Raw genomic sequence first — 19,278 nt, 5'->3', positions numbered from 1 at the left:
GCATTCGGTCTGACCGAATGCTGGGTCCCTTCACCCATGTGTGCGGCGGTGGTGGATCAGTCGGCGGTGACCATCACCGGCTCGTCCGCGATCTGGTCGGGCGACACCGTCGCCTGCTCGATCCTGCGCGGCAGCAGCAGCGCCAACACCAGGCCCACGATCGCGGCGACGGCGCCGATCAGGAACGCGATCTTGAAGCCGTTGTCGTCGTAGAACACGAAGCCACCGGTCATCTCCGGCGGGATCGGCGCGATGTGCGAGTTGTTCATCACGGTGAACGCGATGACCGGCAGGACGGCCGGGAAGATGCTCTGGAAGACGCCGACGATGCTCGCGGTGGAGGCCTGCAGCTGCGGCGGCACCGCCTCGATCAGCAGGTTCGGCACGGCCGCGTAGCCCATACCCATGCCGAGGCCGACCAGGCCGGCGAACAGGATCAGCGAGGGCTTGCTGTCATGCGAGTACGCGGTCAGGGCGCAGCCGAGCGCGGCGGAGATCATGCCGATGGCCATCAGAAGACGCGGCTTGGCGAACTGACGACCGACGAGGATGCCGACGATCAGGCCACCGACCACGGTCATGGCGCCGATCGGCGCCTGGAAGATCGCGAATCCCTCGGCGTCGACGCCGAATCCGTAGCCGAGGCCCATGATCGCGGGCGTCATGGCGAGCATCGGCAGCAGCAGCGTGTACAGGCCGCTGACGCCGTAGACACAGCCGGCAGCGGCGGCGGTCAGGATTACCGGGCGACGACGCAGCACCTTGAGGTCGATCAGCGGCTCCTTGACGGTTCCGGCCGTGACCAGCCACGCCACGATCAGCGCGATGCCACCGAACAGGTAGGTCAGGGTCGAGCCCGACTTCCAGCCCCAGGTCGGGCCGAAGCTGATCGCGACCAGGACGCCCGCCAGGCCGGCGCCGAGCAGGACCGCACCGAGGACATCGAGGCGTGAACGCAGCCGGATGGTGGTCTCGTCGGTGCTGAACATGATCATCGCGCCGAGCACGACGAGGCCGATGACGAAGAACCAGAAGATGCTGCGGAAGCCGTGGTTGTCGATCAGCCAGCCCGTGATGAACGGCGCCGGGATGGCGATCAGGCCCATGCCGCTGGTCGCGATGCTGACGGCCAGCGCGACCTTCTTCGCCGGGAACACGTCACGAATGAGCGAGTAGCTCAGGAACAGGCACGGGATCAGCAGGCCCGAGAGGGACCGGCCGACGATCATGATCGCGTAGCTCGAGGCGATCGCGCAGATGAAGGACCCGAGCGCGGCGACGCCGATGCAGGCCAGCAGCAGCTTGCGCTTGCCGTACATGTCGGCGAGCTTGCCGATCAACGGTGCGGTGACCGCGCCGACCAACAGGAAGGACGTCAGCAGCCAGGCGCCCTGCGTGGTCTGGTAGTGCGTCGAGATCGCAGGCTGCGCCATCGAGATCATCATGTAGCTGATCGCGAGCATCTCGAGCACGAGGACGATCGAGGCCAGGGAGAAGATCAGGCGCGGCGTCCACCGCTGCGGCGCGTTCGGATCCTGCGGCGGTGAGCCCGCCGATCCGGAGTGGGCTGGAGCGACCATCATCGGGTCCTTTCGGGTGTATCCACGGAACTCGGTGTCGGAGACCGACGAGGTGTTCGAGCCGGGCATGTGGTGGGTGTTCACATTCACCAGGTGCTTGCCGACTGAATGTGTAATCGACATCACAATGCCCCGGAGGCATCTCGCACCATCCGTTGTTCCGCCCAGCGGGAGATCCGAACGATTCGCGCGTCATCCGGACCCGAAATCTCGAGGTTAAAGCGCAATTCGGGCGTGTAGCACCGTCCGACCGCCCCCGCCACGAGACGGTCGTCACCGTGCCCGTTCACGCCCACGACGCGGGAGGCCGGGCAGCGTAGGGGACGGGCACCGGCGTCCGCGGCCGCCTCTCCCGATGAGCGGACCGAGATCGCCTCGCGCGCAACATTCGCTGGCTACGTTGGGGGCACCAGTGTGACGCCCACCACCAGAAGGAGCCCCATGACGGCCACCCTCGATTTCGACGCCACCAGCAGGACGATGGGGGGCGAATACGAGCTGCACTACCACGAGGCCGGCAGCGGACCGGTGCTGCTGATGCTGCACGGCTCCGGACCGGGGGTGAGCGGATGGTCGAACTTCGCGGGCAACTTCCCGGTGTTCGCGGAGCACTTCCGCACGATCGTCCTCGACATGCCCGGCTTCGGGCGCAGCCCGGCCCGGGAGTGGAACGACGTGTACCCGCGGGTGGCGGCCGACGCGATCCGCTACTTCCTCGACGAGCTCGGCATCGACAGTGTGGACATCGTCGGAAACTCCATGGGCGGCAACGTCGGTACCGAATTCGCGCTCGCCCACCCGGAGCGGGTGCGGCGGATGGTGCTCATGGGCCCGGGCGGTCTGGCGGTCAACAGTTTCGCGCCGCCGGTCAGCGAGGGCTCGCGCCGGCTGTTCGAGTTCCTGGCCAACCCGACGCGGGAGGGCATGGTCGCGTGGGTCGACACGATGGTCGGCAATCCCGCCGTGGTCACCGACGAACTGATCGATCAGCGGCTGGCGAACGCCCTCGCTCCGGGCGCAATCGCCAACACCTTCAAGATCTTTCAGACGTTCTCCGACCCGCGCTTCGCGGACCGTCCGCAGTTGTGGGCCAGGGCCGCACAGGTACAGCAGGAGACGCTGCTGGTCTGGGGCCGTGACGATCGGATGCTGCCCTACGAGGGCAGCCTGTTCCCGTTCCGGCAGATGCCGAACGCGGAACTGCACGTGTTCTCACGGTGCGGGCACTGGGCCCAGATCGAGCGCAAGGCCGACTTCGAGCGGCTGACGGTGGAGTTCCTGAATCGGTAGCCGCACCCGGCGTTGACGGCGTTCCCGGGCCGCCCCGCAAACGACCGGTGACCCGGTGTCACGTCCGTGACGACTGTCGATACGGACGTGACACCGGGTCACCTGGTTGTGGTCGGCAGGACCGGACTACACCAGCTGGCCGGGCACCGGGTAGCTGCGCAGCGAGTCGGTCTCGATCACGCCCTCGAACGCGGCACGCTCGATGGAGTCCTTCAGCGCGGCACAGGTCGGCACCCAGTTGCTGTGCTCGCCCAGCGCGGCCCGGCGCGCGAATTCGGGACATGCCGACTCCGCGTCGTCGAGCCACTGCACGCTCGTGTGGGTGGGGCTGTACTTCTCGACCAGCACCCGGTTGCCGCAGCTGTTGCAGCTCAGTTCCTGCATGAGAAGAGCCTTCCTGCTAGGCCTCGGCCGCGTGCCGAGCGCCGATGTAGCCGAACACCATCGCGGGGCCGATTGTGGCGCCCGCACCGGCGTAGTCGTTGCCCATCACCGCGGCCGACGTGTTGCCGGTCGCATAGAGGCCGTCGATGACCGCGCCGTCGGCGCGAAGCACCTGAGCCTTGTCGTTGTAGACCAGCCCACCCTTGGTACCCAGGTCGCCGGCGCGCACGCGCAGCGCGTAGAACGGGCCCTTGTCCAGCACGTCCAGCGTGGGCTGGGGGAGCGAGGGGTCACCGTAGTAGTTGTCGTACGCGCTGACGCCGCGGTCGAAGTCCTCGTCCCGGCCGGCGCGGGCGAAACCGTTGTAGCGCTGGACCGTATCGGCGAGCGCGGACACGGGGACGTCGATCTTGGCGGCGAGATCCTCGATGGTCTCGGCGGTCTGGATCAGGCCGCTCTCGAGCCACGACTTCGGGAACTTCTGCCCCGGCATGATGCCGCCGATGGGGTAGCGGTTCTTGGCCTTGTGGTCGAAGAGGAACCACGTCGGCTCGTGGCCGCCGGCCAACTGCTGGTGCACGAACGTCACGTACGGCGACGCCTCGTTCGTGAACCGCTTGCCGTGCTGGTCGACGATGATCGAGCGAGGGATCGACCGCTCCGAGACCAGCACCTGGTTGATGCCGTCGGGGCGGAGGAAGGACGGCATCCACCAGGCATCGTCCATGAGATCGACTGCCGCACCGAGCTTCTCGCCGGCGATGATGCCGTCACCGGTGTTCTCCACCGCGGCCGCGCTGAAGTTGTCCTTGCCGCCCTCGGGGAGGTAGCGCTTGCGCATGTCGAGGTTGTACTCGAACCCGCCGCTGGCCAGCAGCACGCCCTTGCGCGCCCGGATCCGGAATTCCCGGCCGCCCTTCTCCGCGACCGCGCCGACCACGGCGCCGGACTCGTCGGTGACGAGCGACTGCAGCGGGGTGTTCAGCCACAGCGGGACCCCGGCGTCCTTGAGCGCCAGCCGCAGCCGGGCGATCAGGGCGCGGCCCAGGGTGTCCATGTTGCGGCGCAGCACGATGGCCTTGACGGCCCGCACGCCGGTGAGCAGCGCGGTCCACTTCGCCTTCCAGGTCCGCGTCACCATGTTCAGCTGGACGAAGTCCTTCGACGTGATGAACAGTCCTGGCGGGGTGGCCAGCGCGGCCGGACGCAGCAGCGCCTCGTCCTCGCCGAGCTCCTTGAGGTTCACCGGGAGCGGCTCGATGGTGCGGCCGGCGGGCCGGCCACCCGGCTGCTCGGGGTGGTAGTCGGAGTAGCCGGTGCACCACTGGAAGCGCATGTGCCGGCTGGAGGTCTCGAGGAACTCGAGCGTCTTCGGGCCCTCGTCGATGAACGCGTCGAGGTTCTTCGACGGCACCCGGTCGCCGACCACGGCGTCCAGGTAGGTGCGCACGTCGGCGCGCGAGTCGCCGAGGCCCTCACGGACCAGCAGCGGGTTGTTGGGAACCCAGACACCGCCGCCGGACAGTGCGGTCGTGCCGCCGTAGAACCCGGCCTTCTCGATGACGAGGGTGTCCAGGCCGCGGTCCTTCGCGGCGAGCGCGCCGGTCAGGCCGCCGCAGCCGCTGCCGACGACCAAGAAGTCGACCTCGTGGTCCCAGGACTGTTCGCTAGCTGACATTGAATCTCTCTCTTGCCTTGCCTTGCCTGCTTCAGCTGAAGCTGATGTCTTCCTGCGACCAGACGGCCCGCATGCTGGTGATCCGGGCCTCGTCGTCGAACGTCATGACGTCGATGGGCTCGACCGTGATCGTCTGCTCACCGGCCTCGGTGATGACGCGGAAGTGGAAGGCGGCGGTGTTGCCGGCGACCCGCAGGCTGAGGAGCTCGGTCTTGTTCTGGACCGCGTCCAGCGCGCTGTAGAACTCCTGGATGGCCGCGCGGCCGACCTTCGGCTCGGTGCCGACCGGATCCTCGAGGGTGGCGTCCTCCGCGTACAGCGCGGCAATGTCTGCCGAGGTCCCGTCGCCGACCGCGGCGAGGTACTTCGTGACCGCGGAGCGGATTTCGTCTGCTGAAGCCATCTGATTCTCCCGGGAACAGTGAGGGGTGGTCTTAGCATGTGACGGTAGCCACAGCGGGTGCTCGCCGGATCCCCCCGTTCCCGCCCAGCGGGAGACCGCAGACGCGCATGTCGCGCCCACACCCGGTCGGGTACGGTCCCACCAATATGACTGTCGGCGACATCACACCGGGCACCGTATGGGCGGTGCTGATCGAGGCGGCGCGGAGCCATGCGGATCGGGAGGCCGTCGTTGACGGCAGGGAGCGCCTGACCTACGACACGCTCGCCGCCGCCGCGTCTCGAGCCGGCATGGCGATGGCCGCCGCCGGGGTCCACAAGGGTGACCGCATCGCCCTCTGGGCTCCCAATTCCGCACGGTGGGCCGTCGTCGCGCTCGGCGCCCACTCCATCGGTGCGGTCGTGGTCCCGATCAACACCAGGGCCAGCGGCGCTGAGGCGGCCCGTCAACTCCGCCGCACGCGTAGCCGAATGCTCTTCGTCGACGACGGGTTCCTCGGCACCGGCTACGCCGCGATGCTCCGCGCGGCCGCCGGCGTCTCGGGACCGGACGGTCCGGTCGTCGGCCTGCCCGATCTCAGGCAGATCGTCGACTTCCACCGCGAGCCGGACGTCCACATCACCAGCTGGACGCAGTTCCTCGGGTGCGCCGCGAAGCCGCGGCCGGTCGACCTGTCGGCCCCCGGCCGCACGGTCCCGCCCGCCCCCGAGGACGTCGCCTACGTCATGTCGACCTCCGGGTCGACCGGGCAGCCCAAGGGCGTGGTGCTCCGCCACGGTCAGCTGGTTCGCATGTACCGCGCGTTGTCCGAGCGACTTCGGATCGGCGCGGGGGACCGGATCCTCGGCGTGACGCCGCTGTCGCACTCGATGGGCCTCAACGCCGGTCTGCTCGCCGCGTTGCTCTGCGGCGGTTGCTACGTGGCCGTGGACGTGTTCGACGCCTCCTCTGCCCTGACCCTGATCGGCCAGGAATCGATCACGGTGTTGTCCGGCCCTCCGACACTGTTCACCGACCTGATGGGTGCGCTGAGCGACGGCACCAACGAGACCTACCGCCCGCCGCGGCTTGCGGTCACCGGGTCCACGACCGTCTCCACCGGACTGCTCGATCGGATCAGCGCCGAGCTCGGGATCCCGTTCATCGTGACGGGATACGGCCTGACCGAGTCGGCGGGCACGGTGTCGGCCCGGCACCCGACGGCCGACACCAGCGCCGCGGCACTCGGAGCGCCTCCGCTCCCCGGCGTGGAGGTACGGGTGGTCGACGCGGCCGGCGCCACCGTCGACCACGGCATCGCGGGCGAGGTGCTGGTGCGGGGCTTCAACGTGATGTCGGGCTACTTCGAGGACGAAGCGGCCACCGCCGAGGCGATCGACCCGGACGGCTGGCTGCACACCGGGGACGTCGGAATGCTCGACGCGGGCGGCAATCTGCGGATCGTCGATCGCATCGGCGACATGTTCATCGTCGGCGGGTTCAACGTGTACCCCTCCGAGGTGGAACAGGCCCTCAGCCAGGTCCAGGCCGTCGGGGAGGTGGCGGTCGTCGCCGTGCCCGACGAGCGACTCGGCGAACGCGGCATCGCGTACGTGGTGCCGCGTTCGGGCCACACGCTGGCGGAGACCGAACTGCTCGCGCACTGCCGCAACCTGCTCGCCGGATACAAGGTCCCGTCGGAGGTCGTCCTGCTCAGCGAGATGCCACGGATCGCGTCCGGGAAGCCCTCACGCCGCGATCTGCGGGAACTGGCACTGCAGCGCCAGCGCGGCTGACGCTGCAGTACTGCGCTCAGCCCGCGAAGCCGCCGAAGCCGCCCTTGAAGAACAGCAGCGGCCGGCCGTCGGGGTCCGCGGTCAGAGCGGTGATCCGGGCCAGCACGATCGTGTGGTCGCCGGCGTCGTGCTCGAGTTCGACGGTGGCCTCGATCCGGGCGAGCGAGCCACCGAGTGCAGGGGCCCCGTTGCCCGCCGGGCTCCAGTCGATCTCGGCGAACTTGTCACCGCCGCTGACCGCGAAGTTCGAGCACACGTCCTTCTGGTCGTGGGAAAGGATGTTGATGCAGAGCTCGCCGGCCTCGCGCAGCAGCGGCCAGCTGGTGGAGGTCTTCGCCGGGCAGAAGGAGATGTACGGCGGCTCCAGGGACACCGACACCACGGACTGGCAGGCGAACCCGAGCGGGCGCTCGCCGTCGTGGGCGGCGATCACCGCGACTCCGGTGCAGAAGTGACCCATCACCTTCCTGAGGGTGGCGGCGTCGGGCGCGGACAGGGTCTCCTGCTCGGCGACGGCGATGTTCTCTGCACTCATGGGTTCCTCCTGACGAAACGGGCAATTACCAGGATCGGGTGCGGGTGCACGCCACGCCATCCACCGTCCCGGTCAGTGGTAGCTCACCCTGACTGGGTCACTTGTCCAATTGTTAGGCTTCCGGCGTGGCACCGACCGAATCGGCCTCCGAGTCTGACCTACCAAGCCTGCCGGCAACGAGCTGGGCGGTCCTCGGCATGCTCGCATTCGAGGAGGAGCTCTCCGGTTACGAGCTCAAGAAGTGGGCCGACTGGAGCATCAAGTTCTTCTACTGGAGCCCGTCGTTCAGCCAGGTCTACACCGAACTGAAGAAGCTCGAGAAGCACGGATTCGTCACCTCCCGGGTCCAGCACGACAACGGCGTGCGGGGCCGACGCCTCTACAAGATCACCGAATCCGGCACCGCCGCGGTCCGGAAATGGTCGAACGAGGCCCCGATCGACCCGCCGATGCTCAAACACGGTGTGATGCTCCGCATCTGGCTCGGTCACCTGAACAAGCCCGAACGGCTCAAGGAGATCCTGCGCGAGCACATCGAGTACACGCGGAAGATGGAACGTCGCGCGGCGGCCGACGCCGCGGGCGCGGACAAGGAACCGGCCTGGGCCTATTCCAAGATCGTGCTGCGGTGGTCCGAGCGCTACTACGCCGCCGAGCGAGAGCTGGCGGAGCTGCTGATCGCCGACATCGACGAGGCCGCCGCCGTCCTCGCCCAGGTCCAGGACGGGGACGACGCCGGCTTCCCGAAGCCCACGCCCGGGCTGTGGCGTCAGGTCGAGGAGGAAACCGAGGCCGCCAACCCCGACCTGGAATGACGCCTAGCCGAGCAGTTCGCGCAGGTCGGTCCAGGCCTGCCGCCGCGCCACTCCCGCGAGGGTCAGCACGCTCAGTGTCATGAAGCCGTGGATGCCGTCGTCGTATCGACGATGGGTCACCGGAACACCCGCCGCGGCAAGCGCATCGGCGTACGCGTCGCCCTCGGTGCAGAGCGGGTCGCAGCCGGCGGTCACGACCACCGCGGGCGGCAGATCGGCCAGCTCCGCCCGGATCGGCGAGGCGTGGGGGTGGTCGCGGTCGGCGACCGGGACGTACTGGTCCCAGTACCACTGCATGGCCGCGCGGGTGTTGTAGTACCCGGCGCCGAACCGGCGGTAAGAGTCGGTCTCGAAATCCGCGGCGATCACCGGGTACAGCAGCAACTGGGCCGCGATCGACGGACCGCCGTCGTCCCGGGACTTCAGCGCGGCGACCGCGGCGAGGTTTCCGCCCGCGCTGTCGCCCGCGACCACCAATCGACTGGGGTCGCCGCCTAGTTCGCCGGCGTGCGCGGACGCCCACTCGACCGCCGCGTACACGTCCTCCGCTGCCGCCGGCCAGGCCGACTCCGGGGCGAGCCGGTAGTCGACCGACACCACGATCGCACCGACGCCGTTCGCCATCGCCCGGCAGAGCCCGTCGTGGGTGTCGAGGTCGCAGAAGACGAACCCGCCGCCGTGCGCGAACACCACGACCGGGGCCGGACCGGTTGCGGATTCCGTTGTCGGCCAGTAGATCCGAACCGGAATCTCGGACGCGAGGCCGGGGATCGTCCGATCCTCGGTTCGCGAGATCGGCTCGGGGTCGGCGGGGGCCCGGTACCGCGATCGGATGGCGGCGCGGGCCTCCGGCCCGGTCATCTCCTCGATCTTCGGGAATCCGGCCTCGAGCACCTCGAGCAGTGCCACCACCTCGGCGTCTCCGCTCATGCGTACTGCAGATCCTGCAGCGGGGCGGCCGCGATGGGCCGGGGACGCGCGGGACCGCCGGTCAGCGGGCGGGGCTGCTGCTGGAGCGTCGGCTGCACCCGGACGGGTCCGCCCTCGACGTTGCGCCAGATGCCGAGGGCCGTCATCCGCACCGGTGCGGCGAGCCGGTGATCGAGCTTCATCTGTGCGATCGGTCCACAGATCGAGACGGCGGCAACGGCCTCACCGATGTTGCCGATCGGCGCTGCGACACAACCGAATCCGGGCAGGGATTCCTCGCGCTCGAAGGCGATGCCGTGGGCACGGACCTTCGCCAACTCCGTGCGCAGCTGGGCGCCCGTGGAAATGGAGTACTTCGTCTTGCGGCCGAGCAGGTCGGCGTCGAAGTCGGTGAGCTGGTCCTCGCCGCTGAAGCCGAGGATGGCCTTGCCGACCGCCGTACAGTGCGCGGGGTAGCGACCGCCGACGCGGGTCGGGATGGCCGCGGCCATCCGTCCGCCGATCTTCTCCAGGTACACCACGTCGGGTCCGTCGAGGATGGCCAGGTGCACGACGTGTCCGGTCACCCGGTGCAGTTCGTGCAGGAACGGCAGCGCCGCGCGGTGCAGCCGGTCCTGATGGACCGCGAGCGACCCGAGTTCCACCAGTCGCATGCCCAGCTCGTAGTCGCGACCCTCGCGACGCAGCCAACGCAGTTGCACGAGGCGCTCGAGCATCCGGTGCGCGGAGGACCGCGGCAGTCCGGTGCGGCGCACGATCTGCGCCAGCGTCAGACGCCCGGGACCGTCGAAGGCATCCAGGACCAGCGAGACGCGGTCGAGAACCGCGGTCGGGGTGTTGGCTTCGAGCTGAGTTGTCATCGATCCTCCGGACGTGAGGGCGGCGCGGCCACCAGGGGAGATCCTGGCTGCCGGGCTCGCAGGCGGTGCGTCGAACCGGCGAGGGATTCCGATCCGATGTATTCCTATTAGGAATACGCCTAATTGATATCACGCAAAATGTGGTCTGTCACACACGACCGCGAGGTCGGTTTCTCCCACTCGACGGAACGAGGGGTTCCCGAATCGACGAATCGACTCGAGAACCCCTCGTTGACCTGCGGATACCGACCGCTCAGCGGGATCAGCCCTTGGCGGCGCTCCGGCCTGCCCTCCGACCGAAAAAGCTGCCGTCGCCGAGCGACGCGCCGCTCGCGTAGCCGCCCGCGGACACGCCTGCGGTGCAGCGGCCGGCGCCGAACAGACCGGGGATCGGCTCGCCGGAGACGTGCAGCACCTCGGAATCGACGCTGGTGCGCAGCCCGCCGAGAGTGAATCCGCCGGTGAACCCGCGCAGGTCGATCGCCGCGACCGGCGACCCGATCGGCTTGACCCATTCCGCCTTCTTGCCGAGCACCGGGTCCTGGCCGTCCGCGGCGTGCCGGTTGTAGACCTCGACGGTGGACTGCAGGGTGCCCCCGGGCAGTCCCATCTCCGCCTCGAGCTCCTCGACCGTCTCGCACACCCACGTCGGCTGATGCCGCAGGAACGGGGTGGCGGTGGGGGTGGTCAAGGCCTCCTCGTACGCGGCCTCGTCGATCACCAGGAACGCCTGGTTCTGGTTCTCGATCAGGGTCGCCTGCCCGACCCGGCCGGGGTAGGTGTCCTCGTTGATGAAGCGCTGCCCCCGGCCGTTGACCAGGATGCCGCGCACGAACAGCTGGGGATCGCAGAAGAACGCGACCTCGGTGGCGTCCATGTGCGCCAGGTCGGCGCCGAGCGCTTGCGCCATCTGGATCGCGCGGCCGTCGTGCTCCTCGATCGACGCGGCGGGCCGGCCGACCAGCCGCGGCGCGTACGCCTCGACCATCCGGTCGTTGTAGGCGAAGCTGCCGGTCGCGAGCACCACACCGCGGCGGGCCCGGATGGTGACCTCCTTCCCGTACTGCGTCGCCACCACGCCCACCACCCGGCCGGACTCGTCGGTGACCAGCGTCTGCGCGCGGGTGTCGTAGACCGAGCGCACACCGAGGGCGGCCGCGGTGTCGGTGAGCGGCTTCATCAGCATGTAGCCGCCGCCGCGCTCACCGCCGGACTGCTTGTCCGCCATCTGCGGCACGTGCCCGCGCGGCGCCGGCGGGATGGTCGCGGCGAACGGGGCGGCGTTCTCGCCGCCGGTGTACTGCAGGCCGTCGTCTCCCGGCGGCTCCCAGCCGGGCTCGCCCCAGAAGCTCGCCTTGAACGGCACGCCGCACTCGACCAGCCAGCCGTAGTGGTCGACACTGCCCTGGCAGTAGGCGTCGATCTTCTCGGCGTCCACGCCCGGGCCGAGCGCCTCGGTCATGAAGGCCTTCATGCTCTCGACGGAATCCTCGAAGCCGCAAGCCTTCTGGAGCGGGGTGCCACCACCGAGGTAGATGAACCCGCCCGCCATCGCGGCGGCGCCGCCCCAACCGCCGGTGCGTTCGAGCACCAGCACGTCGGCGCCCTCCTGGGCCGCGGCCACGGCGGCGGACGCGCCGGCGACGCCGTATCCGGCCACCACCACGTCGGCCTCGTGGTCCCACTGGGTGATCAGGGCGGCCGGCCTCGGCCGGACCGTCTTGGTGTTGCTGCTCATCGGTTTCCTTCCTGAACGGGTCTGGATACACCTCGCGCGCGATTCCAGTGCTCGCATGCGCTGCTGCGCACGCGAGCGGTGGAACCGCGCGCGAAGGTGGGTGGGCTGGTGTTACATCGCCGCCAGGGGCTCGCTGCCGGACCAGTCGTGGCCCCAGTAGCTGTCGGCGGTGATCTCCTCCGCGGAGTAGTACTTCTCGTCTACCTTCATGCCCTCGGTACCGAACTCGACGTCCCAGCCACCGGGAGCGCGGACGTAGAAGGACACCATCTTGTCGTTGGTGTGGCGGCCCAGGGTCGAGGAGACCGAGAAGCCGTCCTTGACTACCCGGTCGAGCGCCTGGCCGACCGCGTCCAGGGTGTCGACCTCGACCATGATGTGCACCAGGCCGGGGGCACCGCCGTGCGGCGCGGGGCACAGCGCCAGGCTGTGGTGCCGCTCGTTGACGCCCATGAAGCGCACGCGCATGGGACCGAACTCCGGCGGGGCCGGGATGCGGAAGGCGCCGCGCGGCAGGAAGCCGAGGACCTCGGTGTAGAAGTCGAAGCTGCCGTTCGGGTCCATGGTCGGGAGCACGACGTGGCCCAGGCCCTGTGCGCCGGTGACGAACTTCGCGCCGAACGGGGTCACCACGGGGCTGTGGTCGAGCACCGCGCCGTGGAAGATCTCGAGGGTCGCGCCGGTCGGATCCTGGAAGGTGATGACCTCCTCGACCCGGCGGGCGTCGGCCTCCTCCAGCGAGAGCGGCTTGACCGCGATGCCGGCGGCCTCGACGGCCTGCTGCACGCGGAGCAGGGCGGCGCGGTCACGCACCTCCCAGCCGATGGTGACGATCTCGTCGGTGTCGCCGGGCACGACCATCATGCGGGCGGCGCGCTCGTCCATCCGGAGGTAGAGGGCGTTCTCGTCCGGTCCGCTGCCCTCGGCGAAGCCGAGCACCTCGAACGCGAACTTACGCCAGCGCTCGATGTCGTTGGTCTGGACCTTGACGTAGCCAAGTCCCTTGATGTCGGTCATTCTTGTTGTCCTTCTTCGAGATTGGTGTCGGTCAGATCATCGACTTGAGGTTGTCGGCCGGCTCGAGGCCGAGCGAGCTCACCGCGGAAGCGTGGTACACGGTGCTGGGCACGTGGATGGCGTGCGCGAGACCGACGTGGGCGTCACGCCAGTAGCGCTGCAGCGGCTTGTCCATGCGCATCGCGTTGCCACCCGAGCGGGCGAAGATCTGGTCGACGGCGGCGACGGCCCGCCACGCGGCGCGGACCTGGGTACGACGGCCGGCGGCGCGGTCCTCGAACGAGACCTCCTTGCCGGACTCGACGATGTCCCAATGCTTGTCGACGTTGGCCAGCAGCTCCTGGCGCGCGGCGTTGATGTCGGCGGCGGCCTCGCCGATGGCGAACAGCACGTACGGGTCGTCCTTGACCGCGGTGCCCTGGGCGCCGACGCGGTCGCGCTGGTAGTCCAGGTGCGCGGCGAGGGCGCCCTCGGCGATGCCGACGACGGCCGAGGAGATGCCGAGCGGGAACATGGTGGACCACGGCATCTTGAACAGGGTCTCGGTCATGCCGGCGTTCTTCTGCGCCGTTCCGTTGATCACCTCGTCGCCGTCCATGACGCGGTACGACGGCACGAAGGCGTCGCGAACGATGATGTCCTTCGAGCCGGTGCCCTTGAGGCCCACCACGTTCCACGAGTCTTCGACGATCTCGTAGTCCTTGCGGGGCAGGATCATGTGCAGCATCCGCGGCGGCAGGGCCATGTTGCCGTCCTTGTCGCCTTCCATGGCGCCGAGGAAGATCCAGTCACAGTGGTCCGTGCCGGAGGAGAACTGCCAGCGGCCGTTGAAGATGTAGCCACCGTCGACCGGCTTCGCGATTCCGGTCGGGGCGTAGGGGGACGCGACCCAGGTGTTGTCGTCCTCGCCCCAGATCTCCTCCTGGACCTTCGGGTCCGCGAAGGCGAGCTGCCAGGGGTGGACGCCGACGATGCCGCACACCCAGCCGGTGGCCGGGTCGAGGGAGGCCGCCTTCATCACGGTCTCGGAGAAGGCACGCGGGTGCACCTCGAATCCGCCGTACTGCTTCGGCTGCAGCTGCTTGATCGCGCCTGCCGCCTTGAGCTTCTTGGCGGTCTCGTCGGGCAGCCGACCGATCCGCTCGGCCTCCGTCGCCTGCTCGCGGAGCTGATCCGCGATCTCCATGATGTTGTCGAGCGCCTTGTTCGTCATCTTCGATTCCTTCTTGTCTAGCGGTAAGTCTGGCTGGGTGCGGTCAGGCGTTGCTCTGGAGCGGCACGACGCCGTTGGCGATGTTCTCGGCGACCTCTGCTTCCCAGCTCTGCACGGCCCGATCGGTGTCGATCTCGAATTCGAAGCGCTTGGTCATGTCCTCGGTGACGTCCTCGACGTCCACGTAGAACTGCTTGTACCAACGGCGCAGCTGGTACACCGGGCCGTCCTCCTCGGACAGCAACGGGTTGTCGATGGGCGCCTTGTTCTTCCAGATCTTGACGTCCTGCTCGAAGCCCATCTCGACGCCCTCGGCGAACTGCTTCGCCATGCCCTCGGCCGCCTCGTCGGACATCCCCTGCGGCTTCTTGACCATCGCGCCGTACTGCAGCACGAAGGAGTTCTCGTCGACCGGGTAGTGGCAGTTGACCAGTACCGTCTCGATGGTCATGCCCTGGGCGTCGCTCCACAGCCAGTCGATCATGTACGACGGGCCGAAGTACGAGGCATCCGAACGCAGGGTGGAGTTCGGGTCGTCGTAGCTGGTGCCCACCGAGATGTCGTGGCGCGGGGTCGAGCGCATGTACTGGGTGGCGACGTGGCCCTCGAAGACGTTCTTGAAGAAGCGCGGGAACGAGTAGTGCACGTAGAAGAAGTGCGCCATGTCCACGACGTTGTCGACGATCTCGCGGCAGTGCGAGCCCTCGATCAGCATGGAGTTCCAGGTCAACGCGGTCCACTCGTCGGAACCGAAGCCCTCGATCTCGGGGATGCTGACGTCCTCGGTGGGCTTGCTGCCCTGCGGGTCGTGCCAGACGTACAGCTGGCCGTTGCGCTCGAGGGTCGGCCAGGTGCGGGTGCGGGCGAGCGGCGGGACGCGGCGGGCGTAGGGGATGCCGGTGCACTTGCCGTTGCCGCCCCAGCGCCAGTCGTGGAACGGGCAGGCGATCGAGTCGCCCTTGACGGTGCCCTGGGCGAGATTGCCGCCCATGTGCCGGCAGTAGGCGTCGAGCACGTTGAGCTTGCCGTCGGATTCCGACTGGAAGACCACGAGCGACGTGCCGAAGGCGTCGATCTGGTGGGGCTTACCGTCCTGGAAGGACTTCAGCAGGCCCAGGCAATGCCAACCGCGGGCGAACCGGGTCGGGGCTGCCGCCGCCTCGATCATCCTGACCTCGTCCACGCCGGACTCCGATTGCAGCGCCATCGTTACCTCTTCTCTCGCGCTCGTACACCCAGTGGTGTGATGTGTTTCATAGTCAGGGCGAGGCGGGGCGATTTCAGGAGGCTCTCCCAATCAGCGGGACGCTTTCCCGACGGCCCAGCACACCGGTCCCGTCGGCCTCCCGATCAGCGGGAAGAGCGGTTCGGGCCGCTTCGGCCCGGGCATACCTTCGTGGGGAGCAACCGACCCAGGAGGTGCGGACAGATGACCGCTACAACCGCAGAGGCACCGGCGTTCGCGCCGCGCACCGTCGCACTCGACCGAGCGAGCATTCTCGAGTTCGCCGAGGCCACCAGGTCGACGCACCGTGCGTACCGGGACGCCGAGCTACCGGTGGTGCCGCCGACGTACCTGTGCGGAACCGACTCGGTCGCGGGCGCCCACGACGTCCCCTCGGAACGCGACTGCCGCTTCTTCGGTGCACCGCCGCGCGCCGGCGACCAGCTGACCGTGACCGTGCGCGACGGTGAGTACGACCGGATCACCGAGTACCGCGACGCGGACGGCCGGCTGATCGCCGACGCGTGGACGCAGGGCGCCGGCGGCGACACCACGGTGGTCGGACAGCTCGCCGACTACGCCACCGACTGGCTCGGTGCGGAATCGGTGCGACGGTTCCGCACCCGCCTGGTGACCGCGGTCGCGGCCGACGAGACGCTGTCGTGCTCCGGCGAGGTGGTGCAGGAGTACACCGCCGACGGGGAGGCGCGCGTCGACGTCGTCCTCACCGCAACCGGGCAGGGCGGACATGTCGCGGCCCGCGCCTGGGCCACCTTCGCCCGCGCCGCCTGACCGGAGCGTGCGCCACCGGGTCGGCGAGTCTGCCCCGCCCACCCTGCCGGGTGACGGACAGTAGCCTGGCGACCGGAGTGGTCGGTCGGGACGGAACCCGTTGGCAGGTGTGAGAGCGAATGGCGAGAACACGCGTTGCCGAGCAGAGCGGCGCGGCGCGGCGGAGCCAGATCCTCGCCGCCGCCCTGACCCTCTTCGCGGAGAACGGGTACCGCGGGACGTCGCTGTCAGCCGTCGCCGCGGCCGCGGGCATCTCACGGTCCGGGGTGCTGCATCATTTCCCCAGCAAGGAGGCCCTGCTGTCGGCGGTGCTCGTCGAACGGGACCAGCAGGCGTTCGACGCCGTGGAGGTGGATCGTGCCTTCGAGGGGCCCGCAGCGGTGCGGGCGCTCGACATCCTCGAGGCGCTGGCGGTGCGCAACGGGGGCAACCGCGAGCTCGCCCGGCTCAGCCATCTGGCCCTGTTCGGTTCGGCGGATGCCCCCGAGGTCGCGCACGAGTGGTCCGATGAGCGCATCCGCACGTATCGGACCGACCTCGCCCGGGTGATCGAGCAGAGCGTCGAGGCCGGGGACCTCCGCGCCGACATCGACGCTGACGCCACCGCGCTGCTCCTGGTAGGCGCGTTCACCGGCCTGACCGAACTCTGGCTACGCGACGCGTCCCTGGACGCGGTGGCGGCCCTGCGGATACTCACCTCACTCCTGCGTCGCGATTTCGCACCGAATCAGGATTGACAACGCGTCAATTCCCTTGTTCCACAAGACGACCCGCATCTTCGTCGCTAGATGGACCGACACCGCCGGCCACGATCGAGTCGACATCGACCTGGACGATCCTGCGGGGGAGGAGCACGGCGGCACACAACCCGAGCAGGGCGACGGCGGCCGCGATCAGGAATCCCATCGTGAATCCGCTGTCGGTGTAGACGATTGCGCCGTTGAGCATGCTGGTGATCATCGGGGGCAGTTGCGCGACGTGGGAGCCGTTCATCACGGCGAACGCGAGAATCGGCACGATCGCCGGCCCCACGGTCTGGAACATACCGACCAGCGCGGAGGTCGAGGCCTGCAACTCCGACGGCACGGCCCGGAACACGAGATTCGGTGTCGCCGCATTTACCAGCCCGGCCCCCAGGCCGACCGTCCCGGCGAGGACAGTCAACAGCAGCTCGCTGTCGTGGGCGTAGGCCGTCACGGTGCACCCGACGGCGACCGAGACCGTCCCGAGCGAGATCAACAGTCGCGGCGAGGCGATGTTCCGGCCGACAAGGACACCGACGACGAGGCCGCCCAGCACGCCCAGCACACCGATCGGAATCTGGAAGACCGCCGCGCCCTGTTCATCGACACCGAACCCGTAGCCGAGTCCGAGCATTGCCGGGGTCCTGGTGAGCATCGGCAACAGCATCGAGTACAGGCTCGTCGTTGCGTAGATGCACCCCGCAGCCATCGCGGTCAGCAGCACCGGCCGCCGACGCCACAGCCTGATGTCGATCAACGCGTCTCCGGTCGCCGCCGCGGTCGCGACCCAGATGACGATCGCGGCAATGCCGGTGGCGAGCAAGGACAGTGGGACCGCCGCGGTCCATCCCACGACCGGTCCCTGGGAGACCCCACCGAGCAGACCGGCGAGACCGACGCCGAGCACGGCTGCGCCCCGCACGCCGACTCGTGCGCGCAGCCGCACCGGTGATTCGGGCGTGGTGAGCACGACTGCGATGGCCGAAGCGCTCAACAGCAGCCCCATGAACCAGAACAGGCCACGGAATCCGTGGTCGACGGCCAGCCATCCGGTCAGGAGCGGGGCCGGGACAAGTGCCAGCCCGACAGCCGACGTGGCGATCGATGCCGCTAGCGGAACGGTACTGGGCGGGAAGACATCTCGAATCAGCGAGTAGCTCAGGAACAGACACGGCAGCATCAGGCCCGACAGGGACCGGCCGGCGAGGAACGTCCCGTAGTTCGTCGCGACCGCGCACAGGAGGGCGCCGGCGCCGGACAACACGATGCAGCTCAACAGCACCTGCCGCGTGCCGTACAGATCGGCAAGTTTGCCGACCATGGGCGACGCGGCCGCGCCGACGATGACGAACGCCGCCATGATCCACCCGTCTTGCGTGGTGTGGAAACGGGTGGCGATGTCGGGAACCGCCATCCCGACCAAGGGGTAGCTGAGCGCGGCCACTTCCAGCACCGCAACGATCGCGGCGAGCGACAGGGCCACACGCCAGTTCCATACGGGCCGCACGCGATCCGACGCTTCGCCGTCGCTGCTGGTCTGCGGCGTGCCGCCGAGGGAGGTGTGGGATTGCACGATGACGCTCCTTTCGTGGATTCGGTTCATCGGGACAGGGTGTGACCCGCTCCACGGGGGGAGCAGGCTGACTGACCCATCGGTCGGCCAGCCTAGACTGTAATGTCCGTCACGTCGAGGGTGTCTCTGTGACGGGAATTGCGACGCGCCGCTCGGCGGGGATGCGGAGCGACCCACCGCGTTTCGCGACGGCGACGGCCGACTCGTCGCGAAGGCCTGGACCCACGGTGGGTCCGCGAATGCGATCTCGACCGCCGCGGATCGGCCGGGGAACTACGCGACCGACCGGCTCGGACCCCAGTCGGTGCGCCGGTTCCGAAACCGATCGACGGGGACGGTGCCGGCGGGGAAGGCGTTGACCTGCAAAGGCGAGATCGCCGGGGAGTACGTCGCGGACGGGGAGCGGCGCGTGGACGTGGTGCTCGCGGCGATCCGGCCGACCGGACAGGTCGCGGCGCGCGGCTGGGCGACGTTCACGCGGGCCGACCGAGAACGTCGAGGGTGCAGTTGGCGGAGTCGCCCTCGAGGCGACGTCCGGTCAGCTGCACACTCGACGCAGGAGGCTCGACTACTGTCCGGCCGAACCCGAACCGATGAGCTGACCCAGCTTCACAATTCCCACAAACGGTGAGTAGATGATCCACCCGGTGACATCTGCACTCGACATCGAAACCTCCTTTCCCCGACTCTCACACCGAAATTGGCGAGCACGACAAGGGCCGCGACC

17 protein-coding genes are annotated in these 19,278 nt (G+C 68.7%); 5 read left to right on the top strand and 12 right to left on the bottom strand.

What is annotated here, in order from left to right; all coding sequences use genetic code 11:
- Window positions 1-56: 56 nt before the first annotated feature.
- Window positions 57-1,580, bottom strand: coding sequence for an MFS transporter (locus ACFXGJ_RS18585; protein WP_378622977.1), 1,524 nt, complete (start codon window positions 1,578-1,580; stop codon window positions 57-59).
- A gap of 441 nt (window positions 1,581-2,021) precedes the next feature.
- Here ACFXGJ_RS18585 and ACFXGJ_RS18580 point away from each other — a divergent pair, with 441 nt between their 5' ends.
- Window positions 2,022-2,870: an alpha/beta fold hydrolase gene (locus tag ACFXGJ_RS18580; protein ID WP_378622971.1), complete on the top strand. Its 849-nt coding sequence runs from the start codon at window positions 2,022-2,024 to the stop codon at window positions 2,868-2,870.
- Window positions 2,871-2,996: 126 nt separating this feature from the next.
- Here ACFXGJ_RS18580 and ACFXGJ_RS18575 read toward each other — a convergent pair whose 3' ends face one another.
- From ACFXGJ_RS18575 to ACFXGJ_RS18565, 3 genes are read right to left on the bottom strand one after another with little or no spacing between them, the layout of a single operon-like run.
- Window positions 2,997-3,254, bottom strand: coding sequence for a hypothetical protein (locus ACFXGJ_RS18575; RefSeq protein WP_378622969.1), 258 nt, complete (start codon window positions 3,252-3,254; stop codon window positions 2,997-2,999).
- Between the two features lie 16 nt (window positions 3,255-3,270).
- Window positions 3,271-4,932: an FAD-binding protein gene (locus ACFXGJ_RS18570; protein WP_378622966.1), complete on the bottom strand. Its 1,662-nt coding sequence runs from the start codon at window positions 4,930-4,932 to the stop codon at window positions 3,271-3,273.
- Window positions 4,933-4,963: 31 nt separating this feature from the next.
- Window positions 4,964-5,335 carry a nuclear transport factor 2 family protein gene (locus ACFXGJ_RS18565; protein WP_378622963.1) on the bottom strand — a complete coding sequence of 124 codons (372 nt, stop codon included), beginning with the start codon at window positions 5,333-5,335 and terminating at the stop codon, window positions 4,964-4,966.
- A gap of 146 nt (window positions 5,336-5,481) precedes the next feature.
- On the opposite strand from ACFXGJ_RS18565, the gene ACFXGJ_RS18560 reads away from it, so the two are divergent.
- Window positions 5,482-7,110: an AMP-binding protein gene (locus tag ACFXGJ_RS18560; protein WP_378622960.1), complete on the top strand. Its 1,629-nt coding sequence runs from the start codon at window positions 5,482-5,484 to the stop codon at window positions 7,108-7,110.
- Between the two features lie 16 nt (window positions 7,111-7,126).
- Here ACFXGJ_RS18560 and ACFXGJ_RS18555 read toward each other — a convergent pair whose 3' ends face one another.
- A complete protein-coding gene (locus ACFXGJ_RS18555; protein WP_378622957.1) occupies window positions 7,127-7,645 on the bottom strand; it encodes a flavin reductase family protein in 519 nt (172 codons plus the stop codon).
- A gap of 197 nt (window positions 7,646-7,842) precedes the next feature.
- Here ACFXGJ_RS18555 and ACFXGJ_RS18550 point away from each other — a divergent pair, with 197 nt between their 5' ends.
- A complete protein-coding gene (locus ACFXGJ_RS18550) occupies window positions 7,843-8,460 on the top strand; it encodes a PadR family transcriptional regulator (protein WP_378622974.1) in 618 nt (205 codons plus the stop codon).
- 3 nt (window positions 8,461-8,463) lie between these two features.
- On the opposite strand, the gene ACFXGJ_RS18545 is transcribed toward ACFXGJ_RS18550, so the two are convergent.
- From ACFXGJ_RS18545 to ACFXGJ_RS18520, 6 genes are all read right to left on the bottom strand, one after another.
- Window positions 8,464-9,390 carry an alpha/beta hydrolase gene (locus tag ACFXGJ_RS18545; RefSeq protein WP_378622955.1) on the bottom strand — a complete coding sequence of 309 codons (927 nt, stop codon included), beginning with the start codon at window positions 9,388-9,390 and terminating at the stop codon, window positions 8,464-8,466.
- Window positions 9,387-10,250, bottom strand: a complete 864-nt coding sequence (locus ACFXGJ_RS18540) for an IclR family transcriptional regulator (protein WP_378622952.1) — start codon at window positions 10,248-10,250, stop codon at window positions 9,387-9,389. The genes ACFXGJ_RS18545 and ACFXGJ_RS18540 overlap by 4 nt, the downstream gene beginning before the upstream one ends.
- A gap of 262 nt (window positions 10,251-10,512) precedes the next feature.
- A complete protein-coding gene (locus ACFXGJ_RS18535) occupies window positions 10,513-11,988 on the bottom strand; it encodes an FAD-dependent oxidoreductase (RefSeq protein WP_378622950.1) in 1,476 nt (491 codons plus the stop codon).
- Window positions 11,989-12,099: 111 nt separating this feature from the next.
- A complete protein-coding gene (bphC, locus tag ACFXGJ_RS18530) occupies window positions 12,100-13,005 on the bottom strand; it encodes a biphenyl-2,3-diol 1,2-dioxygenase (RefSeq protein WP_378622947.1) in 906 nt (301 codons plus the stop codon).
- Window positions 13,006-13,036: 31 nt separating this feature from the next.
- Complete coding sequence (locus ACFXGJ_RS18525) at window positions 13,037-14,218, bottom strand: acyl-CoA dehydrogenase family protein (RefSeq protein WP_378622944.1); 1,182 nt, start codon at window positions 14,216-14,218, stop codon at window positions 13,037-13,039.
- Between the two features lie 43 nt (window positions 14,219-14,261).
- Window positions 14,262-15,425, bottom strand: coding sequence for a Rieske 2Fe-2S domain-containing protein (locus ACFXGJ_RS18520; protein WP_378622941.1), 1,164 nt, complete (start codon window positions 15,423-15,425; stop codon window positions 14,262-14,264).
- A 222-nt stretch (window positions 15,426-15,647) separates the two neighbouring features.
- On the opposite strand from ACFXGJ_RS18520, the gene ACFXGJ_RS18515 reads away from it, so the two are divergent.
- Both ACFXGJ_RS18515 and ACFXGJ_RS18510 read left to right on the top strand, forming a co-directional pair.
- Window positions 15,648-16,235 (top strand): hypothetical protein, encoded by a 588-nt coding sequence (locus tag ACFXGJ_RS18515; protein ID WP_378622939.1) that lies wholly within the window; start codon window positions 15,648-15,650, stop codon window positions 16,233-16,235.
- A gap of 119 nt (window positions 16,236-16,354) precedes the next feature.
- Complete coding sequence (locus ACFXGJ_RS18510; RefSeq protein ID WP_378622937.1) at window positions 16,355-16,972, top strand: TetR family transcriptional regulator; 618 nt, start codon at window positions 16,355-16,357, stop codon at window positions 16,970-16,972.
- Window positions 16,973-16,979: 7 nt separating this feature from the next.
- Here the strand turns inward: ACFXGJ_RS18510 and ACFXGJ_RS18505 are convergent, their stop codons facing one another.
- A complete protein-coding gene (locus tag ACFXGJ_RS18505; RefSeq protein ID WP_378622933.1) occupies window positions 16,980-18,551 on the bottom strand; it encodes an MFS transporter in 1,572 nt (523 codons plus the stop codon).
- Between the last annotated feature and the right edge of the window lie 727 nt (window positions 18,552-19,278).

The sequence above is a fragment of the Rhodococcus sp. NPDC059234 genome (assembly GCF_042754225.1).
In the GTDB taxonomy this organism is placed as follows: Bacteria; Actinomycetota; Actinomycetes; order Mycobacteriales; family Mycobacteriaceae; genus Rhodococcus_G.
This window is presented reverse-complemented; position numbering and strand designations above follow the sequence as displayed.